Origin of the sequence: Shewanella sp. 4t3-1-2LB, assembly GCF_017368415.1 — a bacterium.
In the GTDB taxonomy this organism is placed as follows: domain Bacteria; phylum Pseudomonadota; class Gammaproteobacteria; order Enterobacterales; family Shewanellaceae; genus Shewanella; species Shewanella fodinae.
The window spans coordinates 36225-54974 of record NZ_JAFNJD010000030.1 but is presented as its reverse complement, the minus strand read 5'-3'; the positions used below and the strand labels follow the sequence as shown (position 1 = coordinate 54974).

The 18750-nt window shown below is 47.6% G+C and carries 18 protein-coding genes; 1 reads left to right on the top strand and 17 read right to left on the bottom strand.

Annotated features, from left to right (window positions below; all coding sequences use genetic code 11):
• Nucleotides 1-138 precede the first annotated feature (138 nt).
• The 4 genes from tnpA to J3L11_RS12170 form a co-directional block, all read right to left on the bottom strand.
• Nucleotides 139-597: an IS200/IS605 family transposase gene (gene tnpA, locus J3L11_RS12185; RefSeq protein WP_207571156.1), complete on the bottom strand. Its 459-nt coding sequence runs from the start codon at nucleotides 595-597 to the stop codon at nucleotides 139-141.
• A gap of 198 nt (nucleotides 598-795) precedes the next feature.
• Complete coding sequence (locus tag J3L11_RS12180) at nucleotides 796-2130, bottom strand: sigma-54 dependent transcriptional regulator (protein ID WP_207571155.1); 1335 nt, start codon at nucleotides 2128-2130, stop codon at nucleotides 796-798.
• Complete coding sequence (locus J3L11_RS12175) at nucleotides 2127-3200, bottom strand: HAMP domain-containing sensor histidine kinase (RefSeq protein WP_207571154.1); 1074 nt, start codon at nucleotides 3198-3200, stop codon at nucleotides 2127-2129. Before J3L11_RS12175 ends, J3L11_RS12180 begins: the two co-directional genes overlap by 4 nt.
• Nucleotides 3201-3285: 85 nt before the next feature.
• Entirely contained in the window at nucleotides 3286-4716 is a 1431-nt protein-coding gene (locus tag J3L11_RS12170) for a sigma-54-dependent Fis family transcriptional regulator (protein WP_278250737.1), read from the bottom strand.
• Nucleotides 4717-4799: 83 nt separating this feature from the next.
• On the opposite strand from J3L11_RS12170, the gene J3L11_RS12165 reads away from it, so the two are divergent.
• Complete coding sequence (locus J3L11_RS12165; RefSeq protein WP_207571153.1) at nucleotides 4800-5036, top strand: hypothetical protein; 237 nt, start codon at nucleotides 4800-4802, stop codon at nucleotides 5034-5036.
• On the opposite strand, the gene fliS is transcribed toward J3L11_RS12165, so the two are convergent.
• The 13 genes from fliS to flgF all read right to left on the bottom strand — a co-directional run bounded on the left by fliS (nucleotide 5011) and on the right by flgF (nucleotide 18608).
• Entirely contained in the window at nucleotides 5011-5421 is a 411-nt protein-coding gene (gene fliS, locus J3L11_RS12160; protein WP_207571152.1) for a flagellar export chaperone FliS, read from the bottom strand. The two genes, J3L11_RS12165 and fliS, sit on opposite strands and share 26 nt — an antisense overlap.
• A gap of 8 nt (nucleotides 5422-5429) precedes the next feature.
• On the bottom strand, nucleotides 5430-5765 hold the full coding sequence (locus J3L11_RS12155) for a hypothetical protein (protein ID WP_133038562.1): 336 nt from the start codon (nucleotides 5763-5765) through the stop codon (nucleotides 5430-5432).
• An 18-nt stretch (nucleotides 5766-5783) separates the two neighbouring features.
• On the bottom strand, nucleotides 5784-7154 hold the full coding sequence (gene fliD, locus J3L11_RS12150) for a flagellar filament capping protein FliD (RefSeq protein WP_207571151.1): 1371 nt from the start codon (nucleotides 7152-7154) through the stop codon (nucleotides 5784-5786).
• A 75-nt stretch (nucleotides 7155-7229) separates the two neighbouring features.
• Entirely contained in the window at nucleotides 7230-7676 is a 447-nt protein-coding gene (locus J3L11_RS12145; RefSeq protein WP_347566511.1) for a flagellar protein FlaG, read from the bottom strand.
• Between the two features lie 121 nt (nucleotides 7677-7797).
• Complete coding sequence (locus tag J3L11_RS12140) at nucleotides 7798-9210, bottom strand: flagellin (protein ID WP_207571150.1); 1413 nt, start codon at nucleotides 9208-9210, stop codon at nucleotides 7798-7800.
• A 236-nt stretch (nucleotides 9211-9446) separates the two neighbouring features.
• A complete protein-coding gene (locus J3L11_RS19550) occupies nucleotides 9447-10865 on the bottom strand; it encodes a flagellin (protein WP_207571149.1) in 1419 nt (472 codons plus the stop codon).
• 121 nt (nucleotides 10866-10986) lie between these two features.
• Nucleotides 10987-12192: a flagellar hook-associated protein FlgL gene (gene flgL, locus J3L11_RS12130; protein ID WP_207571148.1), complete on the bottom strand. Its 1206-nt coding sequence runs from the start codon at nucleotides 12190-12192 to the stop codon at nucleotides 10987-10989.
• A gap of 11 nt (nucleotides 12193-12203) precedes the next feature.
• Nucleotides 12204-14129 carry a flagellar hook-associated protein FlgK gene (gene flgK / locus J3L11_RS12125; RefSeq protein ID WP_207571147.1) on the bottom strand — a complete coding sequence of 642 codons (1926 nt, stop codon included), beginning with the start codon at nucleotides 14127-14129 and terminating at the stop codon, nucleotides 12204-12206.
• A 27-nt stretch (nucleotides 14130-14156) separates the two neighbouring features.
• On the bottom strand, nucleotides 14157-15254 hold the full coding sequence (flgJ, locus tag J3L11_RS12120; RefSeq protein ID WP_133038568.1) for a flagellar assembly peptidoglycan hydrolase FlgJ: 1098 nt from the start codon (nucleotides 15252-15254) through the stop codon (nucleotides 14157-14159).
• 23 nt (nucleotides 15255-15277) lie between these two features.
• Nucleotides 15278-16366 (bottom strand): flagellar basal body P-ring protein FlgI, encoded by a 1089-nt coding sequence (locus J3L11_RS12115; protein ID WP_133038569.1) that lies wholly within the window; start codon nucleotides 16364-16366, stop codon nucleotides 15278-15280.
• Nucleotides 16367-16377: 11 nt separating this feature from the next.
• Entirely contained in the window at nucleotides 16378-17052 is a 675-nt protein-coding gene (flgH, locus tag J3L11_RS12110) for a flagellar basal body L-ring protein FlgH (RefSeq protein ID WP_133038570.1), read from the bottom strand.
• A gap of 12 nt (nucleotides 17053-17064) precedes the next feature.
• Nucleotides 17065-17853 carry a flagellar basal-body rod protein FlgG gene (gene flgG / locus J3L11_RS12105; protein ID WP_133038571.1) on the bottom strand — a complete coding sequence of 263 codons (789 nt, stop codon included), beginning with the start codon at nucleotides 17851-17853 and terminating at the stop codon, nucleotides 17065-17067.
• 11 nt (nucleotides 17854-17864) lie between these two features.
• Nucleotides 17865-18608 carry a flagellar basal-body rod protein FlgF gene (flgF, locus tag J3L11_RS12100; RefSeq protein WP_133038572.1) on the bottom strand — a complete coding sequence of 248 codons (744 nt, stop codon included), beginning with the start codon at nucleotides 18606-18608 and terminating at the stop codon, nucleotides 17865-17867.
• Nucleotides 18609-18750 lie beyond the last annotated feature (142 nt).

Sequence of the window (18750 nt, the reverse complement as noted above, 5' to 3'; positions counted from 1 at the left end):
GCCGAACACCAATGGCGACACTCATTGATGGGAAAGCGATTTGGGCTGAAAAGAATTTAGCTCAAATCTAATCTGACGGAGGCACCAGAAAAATGGGTAACTGTCAGATCAGGTCTGAGCTAGTACAGGTTAACACATTTAACAAAGCTTAATCCCGCCCTGACCTGGATATGGGATTGAAAGTTGCTCTCCCAATTTATCCTGTTCCAATTGATGTTTTATGTAATTTTGTATCTTTGAAGTATTTTTCCCCACCGTATCCACGTAATACCCTCTACACCAAAATTCTCGATTTCTATATTTAAACTTTAAATCGCCAAATTGCTCATAGAGCATCAGACTACTTTTACCTTTCAAATATCCCATGAAACCAGAAACGCTCATTTTGGGCGGTATTTCTACAAGCATATGGATATGATCTACACAGCACTCTGCTTCAAGAATATTTACATTCTTCCACTCACACAGCTTCCTTAATATTCCTCCTATTGACCTTCGTTTCTCTCCATAAAAGGCCTGTCTTCGGTATTTTGGGGCAAATACTATGTGATATTTACAGTTCCATCGGGTGTGCGCTAAGCTCTTTTCGTCCCCCATTGGGACCCCCTTTCAATTTTGTTTAACTCTTGCAGTTGCCAGACCGCAAGTCGTTTTAACAAATTGAAAGGGGTTTTATAACTGACTCATAGCTGAAAGCTTAACGGAACCCCCAGCCTAGCTGGGGGTTTTCATTGCCACAACAAAATGGCAGCATAAGTGCTGCCATCAACGAATGAACAGGATTTAAAAGCAGATTCAGGCGGGCAATTCGATACCCATTTCACGCATTTTGGCCATCTTGTATCTCAAAGTACGCGCACTGATCCCCAGTTTCTCAGCAACCAACTTACGACTGCCATTACACTGATTAAGGGTCTCGAGAATAATCATATGCTCCTGTGCCTTAAGTTCATCACCCAAGCCATCGGGAGTGTCTGCACTCACCTCGTTAGCCAATGCCACATCCTGTAAGTCGATGACAATATCCGTCGCGTCAATCAACTGATTACGATGTAGGATTAGCGCCCGCTGGATCACATTATCTAGCTCTCGAACATTGCCGGGCCAACGGTGGCTCAGTAAACGCCGTATCGCACTGTCGGAAAATTCCGGCATCGGCTGAATACCGCTGATGCTCGCATGTCGTTGCAACAGATGTTTGGCCAATGGCACTATGTCACCGGGGCGCTGGCACAAGGCTGGCCATGACAGTGGAAATACATTGATGCGATAGTAAAGGTCTTCACGAAAATCGCCTTTTGCCACCATCTCTTTTAAATCTCGGTTGGATGTTGCCAAGACCCGGACATCCAGTTTAATGGTTTTGCGGCCGCCCAAACGCTCCACTTCCCGCTCCTGCAGCACTCGCAACAGTTTGGCTTGCAAGCCAAGATCCATTTCGGAGATTTCATCCAACAACAAGGTGCCGGACTGTGCCTGTTCAAATTTCCCCGGACACGCCTGATAAGCGCCAGTAAACGCGCCTTTTTCGTAACCAAACAGGGTTGCTTCCAACATGTTTTCAGGAATCGCCGCACAGTTGATCGCCACAAACGGAGCGTCCACCCGAGGACTTTTCTGATGGATATACCTGGCCAACACTTCTTTCCCTGAACCACTAGGGCCAAGGATCATTACAGACGCATCAGATGCGGCAACTCGACTGGCGAGCTCCAGTAATGCCACACTTTTTTCATCTGCAACCACCGGTGCGCCAGCACTGGCTTTAGGCCGTAAATAGCGGCTGACCTGATTCAGTAACACCTCAGGCGCAAATGGCTTTGCGAGATAATCAACGGCGCCAAGCTTTATAGCGCTAACGGCACTGTCAATAGTGGCATAAGCAGTCATCAGTAATACTGGCACGGATGAATGGTACTGTTTCAGATAATCCAGTAGTCCCATGCCGCCAATACCTGGCATCTGTACATCACTGATCACCATATCAAACTGACATTTTTTCAGCGCAACAATGGCTTCTTCAGCACTCGCTACATCCACACATTGATAACTGGCCATCTGTAAAGTGTCCAGCAATGCTTCCCGTAGCGAAACATCGTCCTCTACCAGTAAGATCCGGATATCGTTCATGCGTGGTTATCTCCAGAGGTGTTGCTGTCAATAAGTGGGAATGTCAGTGTAAAACTGCAGCCCTGACCGGGTTCACAACTGAGCGATAACTGGCCGCCGTGACTTTTCACTACCGACTGCACCACCGCCAACCCTAGACCGGTACCATGCGTTTTTGTGGTATAAAAAGGTTCAAGCACTTTGCGCTGAAGCTTTTTATCCAGTCCATGACCATTATCTGCAACCGTCAAGCTAACAGTGTTGGTTGTACGGATAACCTGCAGCACAATCTTGGAAGATTCGGCTTCAACGCTGTTCATCACCAAATTATTAATGGCGGAACTGAGCCCATGCAGGTTTGCCAAGATTTCACCATCACTTAAAATATCAGCTTCTAGGACGACTCGACGTTTCTCACAAATGGGTTCACAGTTCATCATCACTTGTTGTATCACATCTGACATGTGAACTCTTTCACCCAGCTGTTCCTGTTTACCTTTGGCAATTAGCAACATGTCATTTACCTGCCGCTCAAGCTCACCAAGGCGATCGAGCAGTTTTTCTTGAAAACGATGACGGGAAGATTGCTCAAGGCGAGGATTGCCTAGATTGGCCGCATATAATAAAGCAGCAGATAATGGCGTACGGATCTGGTGCGCCAGATTGGCCACCATCTTCCCCAAGGCTGACAAACGTTGCAGATGAGATAAATTCTGTTGAAGCAGACGGGTCTCGGTCAGGTCAGTGATCATTATCAGTTGCCCCGGTTCAGGCGTTAGCGGCGTTATCGCGAGTTTCACTCGCCGACCTTTGCGCAATGACACCTCATGACCATCATCTTTGCGGGGAGCAAATGAGCGATTAATAATGCTGAGCCAGCGCTCACCCACCAACGGGATATCCAATAACGATTCGGCCACCGGATTGGCGTCAGTCACAATACCATCACCATTGAGGATAACCACACCGGACGGCATTGCCTGCAGTATATGCTCCATCCGGTTGGACATGTTGGCGGCTTCCTTTACTTGGATCCACTCACGTCCACGATGGGAGATTGTTTCCAACTGAGCCAGCGGTAGAGCAGCCATAAGAACCCCGTCAAAAAAATGCTGTTAACGAGGTTAAGCATATTCTATGCCGAAAAATAACCTTTAATAATCAATAGGATTAAGACTATTCTTTGCTCATTCCGTACTTGCGCATCTTTTCAACCAATGTGGTACGGCGGATCCCCAGCATCTCCGCGGCGCGGGCAACCACATTGTCCTGTTGATCCAGCGCTTGGCGGATCATGTCAATTTCCAACTCTGCCAGTAGATCTTTGAGGTTAACACCTTCTGGTGGTAATTCGCTCGGGAAACGGGTTTCAGGAATTTCTACCGGTTCGTCATCACTGAAAATGGAGGCCAGCGCATCCCGCTCTTGCATCTCTTCACTGACATCCACAGAATACTCTGGGCCATCAATATGGCGATACTTCACCGGCAGGTCATTCACATCAACCAACCCACCTGGGTATAGAATCGTCAAACGTTCAACGAGATTGGACAATTCCCTGACGTTACCAGCCCAACCATGTTCTTTAAGCGAATCGATGGCGCGTTGTGTAAAGCGTACTCGCCCTTTCCCTTCGTTAAAGACCCGGCTGACCAATTCTTGCAACAACAGCGGAATGTCATCTTTACGTTCTGTCAGCGGTGGCATTTCTATCGGAAAAACGTTGAGACGATAGTACAAGTCCTCGCGAAACTCGCCAGCTTCAATCATCGCTTCCAGATTGCGGTGAGTTGCCGCCACAACTCGCACATTTGCCTGAATGGCCTTCGCTCCACCAACCCGTTCAAATACACGTTCCTGCAATACTCGCAACAATTTAACTTGCATCTGCAGCGGCATATCACCAATCTCATCCAGGAACAAAGTACCGCCTTCGGCCAACTCAAAACGACCTTTACGAGCACTGATAGCACCGGTAAACGAGCCTTTTTCATGACCAAATAACTCACTTTCTAACAATTCTGGAGGGATGGCACCACAGTTGACGGGGATAAACGGGCCATCTCGACGATCAGACAAATAATGAATATTACGGGCCACCACCTCTTTACCCGTCCCAGAAGGGCCAGTTACCAACACAGTAGCTCCCGATTCGGCAACCTGATTAATCAGATGCCGCACATGGGCAATACCGTCACTGCGACCAACCAAACTCCGGAAAAGTTTAGTTTGATTAGCACTGGTAGGTACTTGAGGACGCTTTATCTGACCAAAGACCTGGCAGTAATGCAGCAGTTCGGTGACCTGAGCATAACTCAACGGCTCGTCAATGTTTCCGAGGATATTAGACGCCGTGAGGTCAAACTTGCCATAGCTAAGAATAGGTTGCCACGGGAGTCGGCCTATCAAGGTATTGAGCCAGGATTCATCTAGAGACTCAGGAAGTATAACTAAGGCCCGGCAACGTAACTCGGGAGTCAGTCGTTCAGCCACATCTGCCGTGATGACATCCACCTGTTCCCCAATAAATTCCAACACACAGGATAGGCGACTGGAACGCTCTGATGGATTACCGACAAGTAAAATTCGTTGATCTGTTTGCATCATTCAGTAGGCCGCTACGGTCTGATAATTATAGGTAATTACTTAATCTAATTGTTTTTGTGTGTCCAAAACCCAGGGAGAGACACATGTTATTATTCACGTTTATAGCGAAAGCCACAGCCATGCTGAATATTGTATTATCGGCAGGACATAAGCAACCCCGCGATCGATTTTATGTCTCAAACATTAAGATTTTAGACCAAATACAGCAGGCGCTCTGGAAGAAGTGTCAAAAATATGGCGAACGTAAAAAAACAGGCACCGATTTGGGTGCCTATTTTTTACAATCTTTAGCGTTTAAGCATGTTCTTTGTTGGCTGTAAGATAGTGTTTATCCGCAGGGATGGCGTCCCACGCTTCCTTTATTTCCCGTAGCAACACCGCAACATCATCAAGCGCTTGGAAATCGTTATTAGCATTGGCTTCAGTAATCCGCCGCAGCATAAAATCATATAGCTGTCCCAGATTAGCCGCAATTTCTCCGCCTTCATCCATTACCAGAGAATTCTTCAATCCCTGAATAATACCGATAGCCTTCCCTATTAAAATTCCTTTTTGGGCAAAATCATGTTGTTCCATAGCCGCTTTTGACTGAGCAATACGCTCCAAAGCACCATTAAATAACATCTGTGTAATCTTATGCGGAGATGCATCAGCCAATTGGCTTTCAAGTGATACTTTGCGGTAAGACTGTATAGAGCCTCTCATCTTATTACCTACCTTTGTGCATCTAGGGTTTTATATAAATCCAACTTGCGCTCATTACGTTTTTTAGCCACCAGAGTATCCCCGTAATGTTTCCTGAAAACCATCATGTGGCGCTCATAATCCTGCGTCAAACGCTGTTGCTGTAGTAATTCTTGCCGATCTTCATCAACCGTTGTAGGTAACCACTGCCGTAATAATTTTTGACGCTGTAGCAAAAGATCTTGCAAAGTTTGCACCAGTTTTTCAGCCTCGTCTAAATTATCCGTTAAAACCGGCTGTATCTCTTTAAACGCTTCAGCGATTTGCTGGTTCACCTGTTCTAAAGCCACAATCACCTGGGACATTTCCTTTGTTGTAAATCGCTAGTTCTTATTGGACGACACCAGACCAGGCAATGAAGCAAGACGGTCAGAAATCATACTATTTTGCGAATTTAACTGCCCGACCATCAAGTCCATGGCATTGTATTGTTTGGTCAAACGGGCCTGATAAGCCTGCATTTTAAGATCCAATTGCTCTCGTTGATCACCTATACGATCTAATTGGTTGTTCAATGAGTCATTACGGCTATCAAGAATGCCGCCCGTTTGCGTATAAGCATCACCAATACTCTGCAATTTTGCCGCAAAGCCAGTATCTTCGGTGGTGAAAAACGCCGAGACTTGCGAGGGATTTTTTTCTAGCGCCGCGGATAGCTTATCATCATCAATTTCCAACGTACCATCACGGGTAGTACTAATTCCCAGATTGGTTAATGCGGTAGTCTTACCATCGCCGGTGTCAAACATAGATGAAATTGCAGTGCGGAATTGCGACTGAATACTACGAATCGTTGAATCACCTAGCAATACAGCCGCTTTTTCAGTATCCGCGTTGTAGCTGGACAGATTTGACACTGTGGTCATCATGGAGTTATAGGCATCCACAAAATCTTTAATTGCACTTTTCGGGGTAGCTGTGTCCTGCGAAATTGTTAACGTTGAAGATTTATTAACATCAGCATCGGTCAGATTTAAGGTTACCCCAGTAATCGCATCGTCTACAGTATTAGAGTCTGAAGTCACCTTTAAGCCATCGACATAAATAATCGAATCTTTGGCAGACTGCAATGTGGTCATAGTGAAGGTATTGGTGAGTGCAGCTTCGCTGTCAGCAGATGTCGCAACCTGGATTTGATTGTCTGTACCCGTTTTGTTGGATGTCAGTACCAATTGAGCGCCGCTATCGCTATTAACAATGGTCGCGGTAATGCCAACGTTGTCTTCTGACGAATTAATTTTCTTGACAATATCTTGAAGCGAGTCTGTTGCCGCAACATCAACGTTAAAACTGTCGCCATTAACCGTAAATGCAACAGAACCACTACCGATCCCGGCCGTAACATCGCTCACCGCCGCAGAACCCAGTTTTTGGCTTTCTGCAAGCTGCTCAACAACCACCTTATAACTACCCGCTACGGCATCAGTAGAAGCGGTAGCAGTCAAGTAATCATTATTGGAAAGTTTGGCTTTAAAACCACCGAAAGTATCGGTTTTAGATAATGGCGATAACTTATCCAAAAAACCGGATATAGCACTTTTCAATGAACCAATTGCAGAGACTTTGGCGGTGATAGTCGCCTGATCAGCATCCAGTGCGGCAGTTTTAGGCGCTTTTTCTGCATTGACCAACGCGGTCACGATGCCGCTGATATCAAGCCCTGAACCAAGACCATTTGCCGTTAAGCTTGCCATCTCTACCTCCGGTTCGTTAACGAGTTTATGCGTTAACGCTTTAATCTGTTGTCCTAAACAATAACAGTCAAGCTTTTAAGCTTCTGTTTTCATTAACAATCCGGCAATCTCTGACATCTTCTCAGCTAAATCCAACGCTTCTTGCGAAGGTATCTGTCTAATCAAATCACCAGAATCAACATCTATCACACTGACTACTGGCATGCCATCTTGCTCATCAACCCGAAATTGCAACCCTTTGCGCATCATGGACATGGTTGCCGTCAGGTCATCAGTCACTTGCTGCAATGAATCTTTACTCACTTCTTCGTCAGACGTGTTATTTGTTGACGGATCTGAGGATTGCAGCCCTGTAGCATTTTTTTCAGCAACAATCATGCCATTAACAACTGCAGGTGCAGACTTACCACTGTCTGACACAGCATCTGCTTGTGGGGCCTTTTTTATTGCAACACTTGCCGCTGCTTGCAAGCCCAAATCTGCATTAAATGATAGTTCACCGTTCATTTGTCCGCGTCCCACACTTGATAACACCTGAGACATCCCAACTTCAAGTATTAACGCTAGCTATAATCTAAGCAATAAAGGGGAGTGCATCAATGCCCTCCCCCTTTGCGTGTGTCGTTGTCCGTACCAGTAGCGATTACAGCAGAGACAGCGCTACCTGTGGCAACTGGTTCGCCTGAGCCAACATCGCAGAAGAGGTCTGTGACAAGATCTGCTGTTTGGTCATATTGGCGGTTTCTTTGGCAAAATCCACATCCTGCACACGGCTACGGGCGTCAGATACGTTAGTGGAAATGTTGCTCAAGTTATTAACGGTAAAACCTAAACGGTTTTGTACCGCACCTAAGTCCGCACGTTGACTATCAATACTGGCAATTGCACCATCAATGATATCCAGTGCTGATTGAGCACCATCAGCAGTCCCAATATCGATAGTGCTGACCGCATGTAAGGTTGAAGTTGCAGCAGCGCCTGCTTCGCCTCCTGAAAAACTAAATGCTTTTGAGGAGCTAAGTTCTACGACACCATTTACAGTACCTGCAGAAGTAGCATCATAGCCAGCCCCTACAGCTGTGCCATCAATGACTGATTTCAACGTTGCAGTAGGCGCTGTACCACCAGTAAAAGATACTGCGCCGAAAGCTAAATCTTTACCATCTTTTTGAGTTATCTGTAAGCTACCATTCACAATTTCAGCAGAAACACCGGTATCTGCAGAATCTTTATTTATTTGACTAACAACATCGGCGTAACTAGTCGCCCCTGAAACCGTAGCACCACCGACGGTAAATCCAACGTCTGAGGCGCCATCAAAGTTTAACGCCAACTCAGCTGTATTACTCGCTCTTGCCGTAACACCTGCACCGCTTTTATTAATAGCTGCAGCGATGGTGGAAGCATCATCAGTTGCCGAAGTAGCTATATTAGTTACAACACCAGTTGCAGGGTCAGTTATCGTAAAACCCGCATTTGTATAAGCAGCCGTGCCATCATCAACCACGCCAGCAACAGTTCCTACCGATGCGGCAACTTTTTCACCACCAATGCTTTGTGCATTCACGTTACCTAACGTCACTGAAATGGTTTCATTGGCATTGGAACCAACTTGGAAAGATTTAGTACCAAACGAACCATCCAGTAATTTTTGTCCGCCAAAGGCAGTAGTATCAGAAATACGGGTCAATTCATCTTGTAAGGAAGTAATCTCTTTCTGCATTGCGGCACGGTCATCGGCAGAGTTAGAGCCATTAGCGGACTGCAATGACAAGTCACGCATACGCTGTAGAATGTCAGTCGAAGTCTGCATGGCACCTTCTGCGGTTTGCGCAATAGAGATGCCGTCGTTAGCGTTACGTTGTGCCACATCCAACCCGTTGATCTGACTGGTCAGACGGTCAGAGATCTGCAACCCGGCAGCATCATCTTTAGCGCTGTTAATGCGCAAACCAGAGGACAAACGCGCCATTGAAGTCTGCAATGCACTGTTGGCGTTGTTCAGGTTCTTTTGTGAGCTCAGAGAGGTCACGTTGGTATTTACGGTAATGGCCATAGTATTGGTTCCTCATATTACCTGGTTGACTGCTGCCTGAGCCGTTCAGCCAGGCGGAGCTTATTGGATACACTCACTGTAACGGCGAGAGGAAAACAAACTTTAGGCAATTTTTCTAAAAATTTTTGGTAATAAAAAAACTGATATAAAACAAAGATAAATGAACTATATCTTGACCAAAAAAAAGAATGCCGACAATTTGTCGGCATTCAAGAAAACTAGATCAAAATGCAGCGTTAGCCCTGTAGCAACTGTAAAGCCACTTGCGGCAACTGGTTCGCCTGAGCCAACATCGCAGATGAGGTCTGGGTTAAAATCTGCTGTTTGGTCATGGTGGCTGTCTCTTTGGCAAAATCTACATCCTGAATACGACTTCTCGCGTCCGAAACGTTAGTAGAAATATTGCTTAAGTTATTGATAGTGAAGCTCATGCGATTTTGCACAGCGCCAAGGGCTGAACGTTGACTATCAATACTGGCAATTGCACCATCAATGATATCCAGTGCTGATTGAGCACCATCAGCAGTCCCAATATCGATAGTGCTGACCGCATGTAAGGTTGAAGTTGCAGCAGCGCCTGCTTCGCCTCCTGAAAAACTAAATGCTTTTGAGGAGCTAAGTTCTACGACACCATTTACAGTACCTGCAGAAGTAGCATCATAGCCAGCCCCTACAGCTGTGCCATCAATGACTGATTTCAACGTTGCAGTAGGCGCTGTACCACCAGTAAAAGATACTGCGCCGAAAGCTAAATCTTTACCATCTTTTTGAGTTATCTGTAAGCTACCATTCACAATTTCAGCAGAAACACCGGTATCTGCAGAATCTTTATTTATTTGACTAACAACATCGGCGTAACTAGTCGCCCCTGAAACCGTAGCACCACCGACGGTAAATCCAACGTCTGAGGCGCCATCAAAGTTTAACGCCAACTCAGCTGTATTACTCGCTCTTGCCGTAACACCTGCACCGCTTTTATTAATAGCTGCAGCGATGGTGGAAGCATCATCAGTTGCCGAAGTAGCTATATTAGTTACAACACCAGTTGCAGGGTCAGTTATCGTAAAACCCGCATTTGTATAAGCAGCCGTGCCATCATCAACCACGCCAGCAACAGTTCCTACCGATGCGGCAACTTTTTCACCACCAATGCTTTGTGCATTCACGTTACCTAACGTCACTGAAATGGTTTCATTGGCATTGGAACCCACCTGGAATGTCTGAGTGCCATAAGTACCATCCAACAGTTTCTGCCCCCCAAACGAGGTAGTGTCAGAAATACGGGTCAATTCGGCTTGCAGTGCTGAGAGTTCTTTCTGCATTGCGGCACGGTCATCGGCAGAGTTAGAGCCGTTAGCTGACTGCAATGACAAGTCACGCATACGCTGCAGAATGTCAGTCGAAGTCTGCATGGCGCCTTCCGCCGTCTGAGCCACGGAAATACCGTCGTTGGCGTTACGCTGCGCCACATCCAGACCGTTGATCTGGCTGGTCAAGCGGTTAGAGATCTGCAACCCGGCAGCATCATCTTTGGCGCTGTTGATGCGCAAACCAGAGGACAAACGCTCCATTGAGGTCTGTAATGCATTGTTTGAGCTGTTCAGATTTCTCTGTGACTTCAATGAGGTCACATTGGTATTAACAGTAATAGCCATGTAAAGTTCCTCTTCCTAGTTTTCACGCCAAGACTTGGAGCTTGGCTAGCTTTGTTAACAAATTTCTATCTTTGCCAGATCTGCCATTCGCTGGTTAAGCGGTAATCAAAGCTGGCCACCGTTATAAATAATCAAACAACGAAACCTTTCCTACCTGACTGAACAGGGTTGAAACCGCGTTCATCGCTAGTTGTTGTTTCTGGTATTCAGATACTGCCGAGGCATAATCCAAGTCTTGCAACACCGACAATGCCGAGTTATTCACCAACGTGGTATCAGCGTGGTTACTAGAATAGTTATCCAAGCTGCTAAGGCTGGTGCCGCTCTGACTACGACCAATACGGATCTGATCGACGCCGCTATCGAAATTATTCAAAAGCTGTGCCAACTGTGATTGACCTGCCGGAGTATTGATGGCATTGCCGTTTTCAAACAGATCAATTGCCTGCTGCACTGTGTCAAAAATACTGACAGTGGCTTTGGGCGAGATAGAGAAGCTGTCACCTACGCTGGGCTGCCCATCGATAGAGACATCTATCCCATTGAAAGATATTGTATTTGTAGGGTCAAAATTGTTGACTGTGGTGACTAAGTTACTGGCAGAATCATAGACTTCTACATCCATGCCGCCGCTGCCGTTATCGACGAAATTAAAACTGTAACTGTCTGCTACATAAGTCGCTGGGTCAGCAATTTTTGCTGACGTTATGGTGAAGTCCCCTGTTTGAGCCGTCGAATAATTGACACCAAAATCCCCCATCGCGTTGGGGGCATTCATAAATGCGGCATCACCGGCAATGTTAGTGGGCATCGCAACCCCCGTCGCGACTAATGCAGTACGGACATCGCTGTTACCGCTGTACACCATGTTGCCGGCATTATTAAAAGCAAACGGTTGGGTATCGCTGTTGGTACCCGCGAACAGATAGTTGCCTGACTCATCCTGCGAATTGGCAATTGTTTGCAGCTGTTCCAGACTATGACGCATTTCATCGGCAATACTTTGCCGCTCTTCATCGGAGTAAGAACCATTCACCGCCGCCAACATGCGGTCGCGAATTGACATTGACAAGGTTTCTGCATCCCCGAGCTGACTTTCCGTCACTGACAAGTGTTTGGTCGCATAATCGATATTCTTCTGAAATTGTTGGATCAATGAATTCTGCTGAGTCAGGTTATCAATGCCAATTGCAGCCACAGGATCATCTCCTGCGGTATTCACCCGTTTACCGCTGGCAAGCTGATCCATCAGCTTACTGGTCTGAGTCTGCCCACGGTTAAGGTTGGAAATGTTTTGATTGAACATCTGTGCGGTGGATATACGCATGTTCATCACTCCTACTGAACCGCATTGAACAATGTGTCAAAAATGGTATTGGCCGTCGTCATGACTCGTGCAGAAGCCATATATGCCTGCTGAAACTTCATTAGATTGGCGGCTTCTTCATCAAGGTTGACGCCCGATTCTGATTGCACTCGGTTATAAGCTTGGTCGTATATGCTCTGGGCTGAATTCATGCTGACTTCCGCGGCCTTAGTCTGGCTACCAACACCCAATTTGGTTTGCTGAAACACATCCGCTAATGTGGCTTTGCCACCTTCCATTATTTTACTGTCGGCCAGATCGGCCATAGCGACCGCATTGCTGTTGTCACCCACAGCAAAACTCAAATCAAAAGTGAATGAATCAGTGCCACCTGACAGTGAATCCAACTGGAAGGTAAAACCGTTGTCACTGATCTGAGGCGGATTGCCAGTAGCAGCGCCAGAACTCACAACGGTACCTGAGGCATCCAACGCCTGATAAGTTGGCGGGGCAACAGAGGAATCAATGGTGTATGTCAGTTCGGTTCCGGTCTTAGGAAAAGTCGCAGCATTACGATTATCAATACTGACCAGCGATAGTTTAGTATTGCCGCTGTTAGCCGCATCAGCACTAATTTTAGGTGCCGCCGCCGCTAACCCTTTAGGATCCTTCATTACTACCTGCAGAGTTCCCGCAGCATTGGCTGTGGGGCGAACTTCAAAGCGATCACCCGCCGCTAATGCCCCGGAATTAATATTGATGGAAAAACCATCAGCGCCTTCCAAGGCCGTGCCGTTAAGCGTCAAATTCATCACGGCACCCGTCTGGTTGTTGGTAAGTTCATAAGTGCCACTGCTGGTATAACGCAGCAGGTAACTGTCGCCAGTCAACGCCCCCACATCATTCAAGGTAGCACCGAGTACCGCAGTACCTGTATTGTTGGAATATGCGCCCACCCGCCCCTGAGCCATGAGCGGATCGTTAATATCGGTAAAAATATTCTGACCAACCTGACCATTCAGATCGAACCCTTTTGCCTGCAAACTGTTAAAGGCATCAGCCACACCAAGTGCCATCTGCCCCAGTTGCTGAGAAGCTGGCTGTAGCGTGTTGTCTCGATAGTCATAAAGCGCCCCGAGCTGACCGCCAAGTTTAGCGGGATCCACCTTCAGCGTACTGTTGCCTAGGGTGTAGGTCAGATCTGATTCTGTTGGGTAAGGATCGCCGGTAGTGGTTCCCATTGACATGGCAACTTCACCGGATACCAGCATAAAAGAACTGCCCATCATGATGCTGCGACCACCGTTATCCAGCGGAATCACGTTGACTTCGGCGTATTGGCTCAGTTCTTTGATCAATGCATCCTGTTTATCAAGCAGTTGTGGATCAGGCGTATCTGTTTTCATCAACTCTTTATTGATGTTGGCCATTTCGGTACTGATTTCATTAATGCGGTCGGTGATGCCAGAGATCTCATCGTTAGTCTGGCGCGCCTGGCTATTAAGGTACCCATCCATCTGGTTGAAATTGGAGGCCAGTTGTTGCGCTGAACCCAGCACTGTCTGCCGGATACCGGTGTCAGATGGTTGATCCGCCAAATCGTTCACACTGGAGAAAAATGAATCCAATGAAGATGTTAGCGTACTGCCATTTTTAGAAAGCAGTTCATCCAATTCACTCAGTTTGTTATAACGGATTTCTGCCGTACTTAGCGCCGTCTGGCCTATGCGTAGTTCTCGTGCTGCATAGTCGTTGTAGATACGTTTGACATCAGCGACATAGGTGCCGGTACCATAGTAATTCCCGCCCATGTATTGGGAGTTCTGGCTAGCCTGAGTCGCCACCTGCCGGTTGTAACCTTCGGTGTTTATATTGCTGATATTATTACTGGTCACCCCGATTTGAGACTGGGCAGCCAGCACCCCAGTACGGGCGATGTTCAACAAATCAACAGCCATGCTCCAAACTCCCGTTGTCGGCGGTGGTTACTGACCCCCCGCCCCCTGAATAAACTGTCCAAAATCGCTTTTGATGCTTTGCAGCACTTTCATCACCTTGCTGGCGTACTGCGGATCTGTGGCATACCCGGCCTCAGCCAAACCGCGCACATATTTTGCCGGTTCAGCCGCCACTTCACGGGCTTTGCTGTAACGTTCATTCTGCGAAATCAACGCCACATAATCTTTAAAGCTATCCTTCAGATTGCCGTAAACCCTAAACGCAGCGTTTTCACGCACTGGAGTGCCCCGTTCATATTCCATCGTAGTTGCGTTAGTGCTGTTACCTGACCAGCGACTATCAGCCTTGATGTTGAACAGGTTATTGCTGGGACGTCCATCTGCCGTTTTGACCATTTTCTGTCCCCATCCGGTTTCCAGCGCCGACTGAGCCAACAACACTTCGGGTGAAGTCCCCAGTTTTTCCGCGGCTTCACGGGCATAGGGATATAGCACCTTCACAAAATCTTCCTGTGAGCTGATACTACCGCTGTCCTGCGGCAATGCTTTGCCGGTGAGGATGCTATCAAGGGTGTCGTAGTCCAATCCCCCTGTCGGCGGCTGCGGTAATGCTGTCGTTGCACTAACACTCGCCGTATCAGTCGCAGTGTTATTAGCTCGCACTGGGGCGACGGTTCTGGTCTGCCTCGAAAAATGCAACGCGGGTTCAGCGATTTCAGCTGGCGCCTCCGGCTGACGATGCGTTGCGTCTTGCGCCGATGTCATGTGTAGTGGCCCCTGAGCGTTTCGCAACACCGATGCTGGCGTAATCCCTGAATCCTGCGGATCTAGCTGTTGCACCATCAAATCTGCTAGTCCCAGCATGCCTTTTCTTGATAAATCGACCGACATCTGTTGATCGTGCATTTGCTCATAGAACTTGGTGTACTGTGAGTTCAGCGGATTATCTGTCTCAAACGCTTCATTCGCCTCGCGCATGCTTTTCATCAGCATCTGCACAAAAATACTTTCAAACTGCTGCGCCACTTCCTTCAGCGCAGACTTCTGATCTTTCTGGGCCTTTGCGCGCAAATTATCCAAGCCCGCGATGTCCAGAAATTGTGAAGAGTTTGAAAGTTGATCCATTGTGGGTTCCAGACCGTCAACAATCAGATAACGATAAGCTCACCATGCAAAGCGCCGGCCACTTTTAATGCTTCGAGAATCGCCAAAACATCAGAGGGAGCCGCACCGACCATATTCACGGCGCGCACCAGTTCATCCAAGGTAGTGCCAGGATTGAACAGGAACATACGGCGGTTCTGCTGCGACACATCAATAGTGCTGTTAGGTGTTACCGTGGTATTGCCGCCCGCCAATGCGTTGGGTTGCGAAACTTGGGCATTTTCTGCGATAGTCACGGTTAATCCGCCATGCGTAATCGCGGCAGGTAGCAGGCGCACATCTTTGCCAACCACAATGGTGCCGGTACGGGAATTAACGATAACTTTTGCCGATTCATCGGCTGGCACGACCTGAATATTTTCCAGTGTGGCAAGGAAGGAAACCCGCTGCGCCGGATCTCTCGGAGCGCTGACCTGAATGGAGGCGGCGTCCAGCGGTCTCGCCATCCCTGGGCCAAGCAAGTTATTGATGGCGTCCGCCGTCCGTTTGGCCGTATCAAAATCGGCACTGCGCAGGTTAAACGTGAGGTAGTCACCAGTCGCGAACGGGCTAGCAACCTCTCGTTCTACGATAGCGCCATTGGGAATGCGGCCCACGGTAGGCGTGTTATTCACCACTTTGGAACCATCCATACCGTCGGCACTGAAACCACTTACCACTAGGCTCCCTTGAGCAATCGCATACACGTTACCGTCAACACCACGTAAGAATGTCTGCAACAAACTGCCACCGCGCAAACTTTTGGCTTCTCCAATGCTAGACACGGTGACATCTATCATCTGCCCAGGCTTGATAAATGCCGGCATATCTGCATGCACCGCCACCACGGCACTGTTTTTGATTTTTGGTCGAACACTATCCGGCAGATTGATACCAAAGTTCTTCAACATGGTTTTGAATGTCTGCTCGGTATAACGGGTCTTTTCCCCTGTTCCCGGCAAGCCCACCACAAGGCCATAACCAATCAGCTGGTTTTCACGCACACCCTGAATATCAGCAATATCTTTGATGCGCTCGGCCTTTACCGGCAGGCACAACAACAATCCGAATAGCAGCCACCATGAATTTTTCATCTTTGTTCTCCCTAGAAAGGCCACCAGTCAGACAAAAAGAATTTGCTCAGCCAGCCCACTTTCTGTGAGTCAGCAAAGGTTCCTGTGCCGCTGTACTGGATCCGAGCATTAGCAACCCGAGGGGACTGCACGGTATTTTCTGTGGTGATGTCCTGCGGTCGTACAATGCCGGTAATGCGGATAAATTCATCACCATTATTGATGGTGATCCATTTTTCACCGCGTACCACCAAATTGCCGTTACCCAACACCTGAATGACGTTGGCGGAGATCTCACCTGACAAACTGTTGCTCTGGGCTGTGTCTGCCGAGCGCTTGGTATCCATGCTGTCGCTGTAACCTAAATCCAATGACTTGCCATTAATGGTGACATTGCTTCCTGCTGCCGTCAGCGGATTGACGGTCAGGTTGGAACCTTTAGCAATCTTATTGCCAGCACTTTTTTTTGCCTGTGTAGATTCCACTAATTGAATAGTAACAATGTCACCAATGCGGTGCGCCTTGAGATCGGAAAACAGCGGCGTAGCTCGATTGTTAGTGTATATCGAGCCAGTTGGTACCAGCGGCGTAGTGTTGTCCTCTGGGTAAACCGGCGCGTAGTAGGGATCATCCGCAATAGGTTTCTGCTGGCTTGAAGCACAGGCGCCAAGCAATAGTACTGGCAATAATTTAATTAGCAGCTTCATGACCTTACCCCATTAAAGGTTCTGGTTTACGTAGGCCAGCATTTGGTCAACCGCTGAGATAACCTTAGAATTCATCTCATAAACTCGTTGACTCTCAATCAGGTTCACCAACTCTTCAGTCACATTGACGTTAGAGGTTTCCAGCGAGCCCTGCCGTATACTGCCCAAACCATCCAGAGACGGCGTCCCCTGCACCGGAGTACCACTCGCACCGGTTTCCAAATACAGGTTTTGCCCAATAGGTTGTAAACCTGATGGGTTAATAAAATCCGACATGGTCAGTTGCCCCACCACTTGGTTTTCAGCATTTCCTGGAATTTTTACCGAAACTTCGCCTTCTTCCGACACTGTGATACTGGTGGCGTTATCTGGGATAGTGATACCCGGCTGCAACACATAACCTTCCCCTGAAGTTACCATTTGACCGGTATCATCTAAGGTAAACTGCCCGTTTCGGGTATAGGCGGTAGTGCCGTCCGGCATCTGGATCTCAAAGAAACCTGGACCTTGAATCATCAGATCCATGGAGTTGTCAGTGGTTTCCATATTCCCTTGGGAAAAGATCTTCTGGGTCGATACCACCTTGGTACCCGCCCCTAAATTAAGACCATTAGGGAGTTTGGTATTGGCGGCGCTGATACCACCAGCCTGGTTGACGGTCTGATACAACAGATCTTCAAACACCGCCCGCCCTTTTTTGTAGCCGACGGTGCTAGCATTAGCGACGTTGTTGGAAATCACCGAAATATCGGTCTGCTGGGCATCAAGGCCAGTCTTACTGATCCATAAAGCGGGATGCATAATCGTTACTCCTAGCTAATGCGTACTAAGGCCGCAGCTGACTTATCATTGTCTTCTGCCGTCTTCATCATTTTTACCTGCAGCTCGAACTGGCGTTGCAGACTGATCATATTGACCATCTCCTCCACCGGACTGACATTACTGCCCTCAACTGCGCCACTGACCACATTAACTGCGGCATCCGCAGCGGCAGGTTGGCCATTCAGCGTGCGAAATAAACCATCTTCACCACGCATCAGATTGCTATTGCCTGGATTGACCAACTTGATGCGACCCACATTTTCTATCACTTCAGGGGTTGCCCCCTGGGGTCTGACAGATATCGTGCCATCAGTGGCGATCTCTAACTTCTGGATAGGTAATGGGATATTGATTGGACCGTTATCCCCCATCACCAGATGCCCACTGCTGTTGCGTAGCATGCCATTAACGTCAATATTCAAACTCCCAGCACGGGTGTATGCCTCACTGCCATCATCAGCCTGCACCGCTATCCACCCTTGATCTTTAACAGCAATATCCAAGTTCCGGCCGGTGGTTTGTAACGGCCCTGATTTATAATCAGAAGATGGCAATTCAGTCATCGAAAAAACTCTGGTAGGCAAGCCTTCGCCAAATGCCTGCATAGCTCTCGCCTGCGCCATATCAGCCTTAAAGCCATCGGTATTGGCGTTTGCTAGGTTATTTGCCCGTACTGCCAGCGCATCCATATTCTGTTTAGCGCCAGTCATTGCGATGTAGAGAAATTTGTCCACCAGTTGCCCCGTCAAAAAATGAGCTTATTCTGGATTAAGCAAACTTCATGCCATTGAATTGCACGGTTTATAAGGAAGGTAAAATAAAGAAAAACAACATGTTGTAAAAACAATAAAAGAAAGGCGGCAAGGCATTGCCGTT

Excerpts from the sequence above, each read along its gene's own strand:
- J3L11_RS12115 (WP_133038569.1), bottom strand. The coding sequence starts at position 16,366 with ATGAAAAATTCATGGTGGCTGCTATTCGGATTGTTGTTGTGCCTGCCG.
- J3L11_RS12175 (WP_207571154.1), bottom strand. The coding sequence starts at position 3,200 with ATGGCTGCTCTACCGCTGGCTCAGTTGGAAACAATCTCCCATCGTGGA.
- flgH (WP_133038570.1), bottom strand. The coding sequence starts at position 17,052 with ATGAAGCTGCTAATTAAATTATTGCCAGTACTATTGCTTGGCGCCTGT.
- flgK (WP_207571147.1), bottom strand. The coding sequence starts at position 14,129 with ATGGCTGTTGATTTGTTGAACATCGCCCGTACTGGGGTGCTGGCTGCC.
- tnpA (WP_207571156.1), bottom strand. The coding sequence starts at position 597 with ATGGGGGACGAAAAGAGCTTAGCGCACACCCGATGGAACTGTAAATAT.
- J3L11_RS12155 (WP_133038562.1), bottom strand. The coding sequence starts at position 5,765 with ATGTCCCAGGTGATTGTGGCTTTAGAACAGGTGAACCAGCAAATCGCT.
- J3L11_RS19550 (WP_207571149.1), bottom strand. The coding sequence starts at position 10,865 with ATGGCTATTACTGTTAATACCAATGTGACCTCATTGAAGTCACAGAGA.
- fliD (WP_207571151.1), bottom strand. The coding sequence starts at position 7,154 with ATGGCAAGCTTAACGGCAAATGGTCTTGGTTCAGGGCTTGATATCAGC.
- J3L11_RS12165 (WP_207571153.1), top strand. The coding sequence starts at position 4,800 with ATGTTATTATTCACGTTTATAGCGAAAGCCACAGCCATGCTGAATATT.
- J3L11_RS12140 (WP_207571150.1), bottom strand. The coding sequence starts at position 9,210 with ATGGCCATTACCGTAAATACCAACGTGACCTCTCTGAGCTCACAAAAG.
- flgL (WP_207571148.1), bottom strand. The coding sequence starts at position 12,192 with ATGCGTATATCCACCGCACAGATGTTCAATCAAAACATTTCCAACCTT.
- J3L11_RS12180 (WP_207571155.1), bottom strand. The coding sequence starts at position 2,130 with ATGAACGATATCCGGATCTTACTGGTAGAGGACGATGTTTCGCTACGG.
- flgJ (WP_133038568.1), bottom strand. The coding sequence starts at position 15,254 with ATGGATCAACTTTCAAACTCTTCACAATTTCTGGACATCGCGGGCTTG.
- fliS (WP_207571152.1), bottom strand. The coding sequence starts at position 5,421 with ATGAGAGGCTCTATACAGTCTTACCGCAAAGTATCACTTGAAAGCCAA.
- J3L11_RS12170 (WP_278250737.1), bottom strand. The coding sequence starts at position 4,716 with ATGATGCAAACAGATCAACGAATTTTACTTGTCGGTAATCCATCAGAG.
- flgG (WP_133038571.1), bottom strand. The coding sequence starts at position 17,853 with ATGCATCCCGCTTTATGGATCAGTAAGACTGGCCTTGATGCCCAGCAG.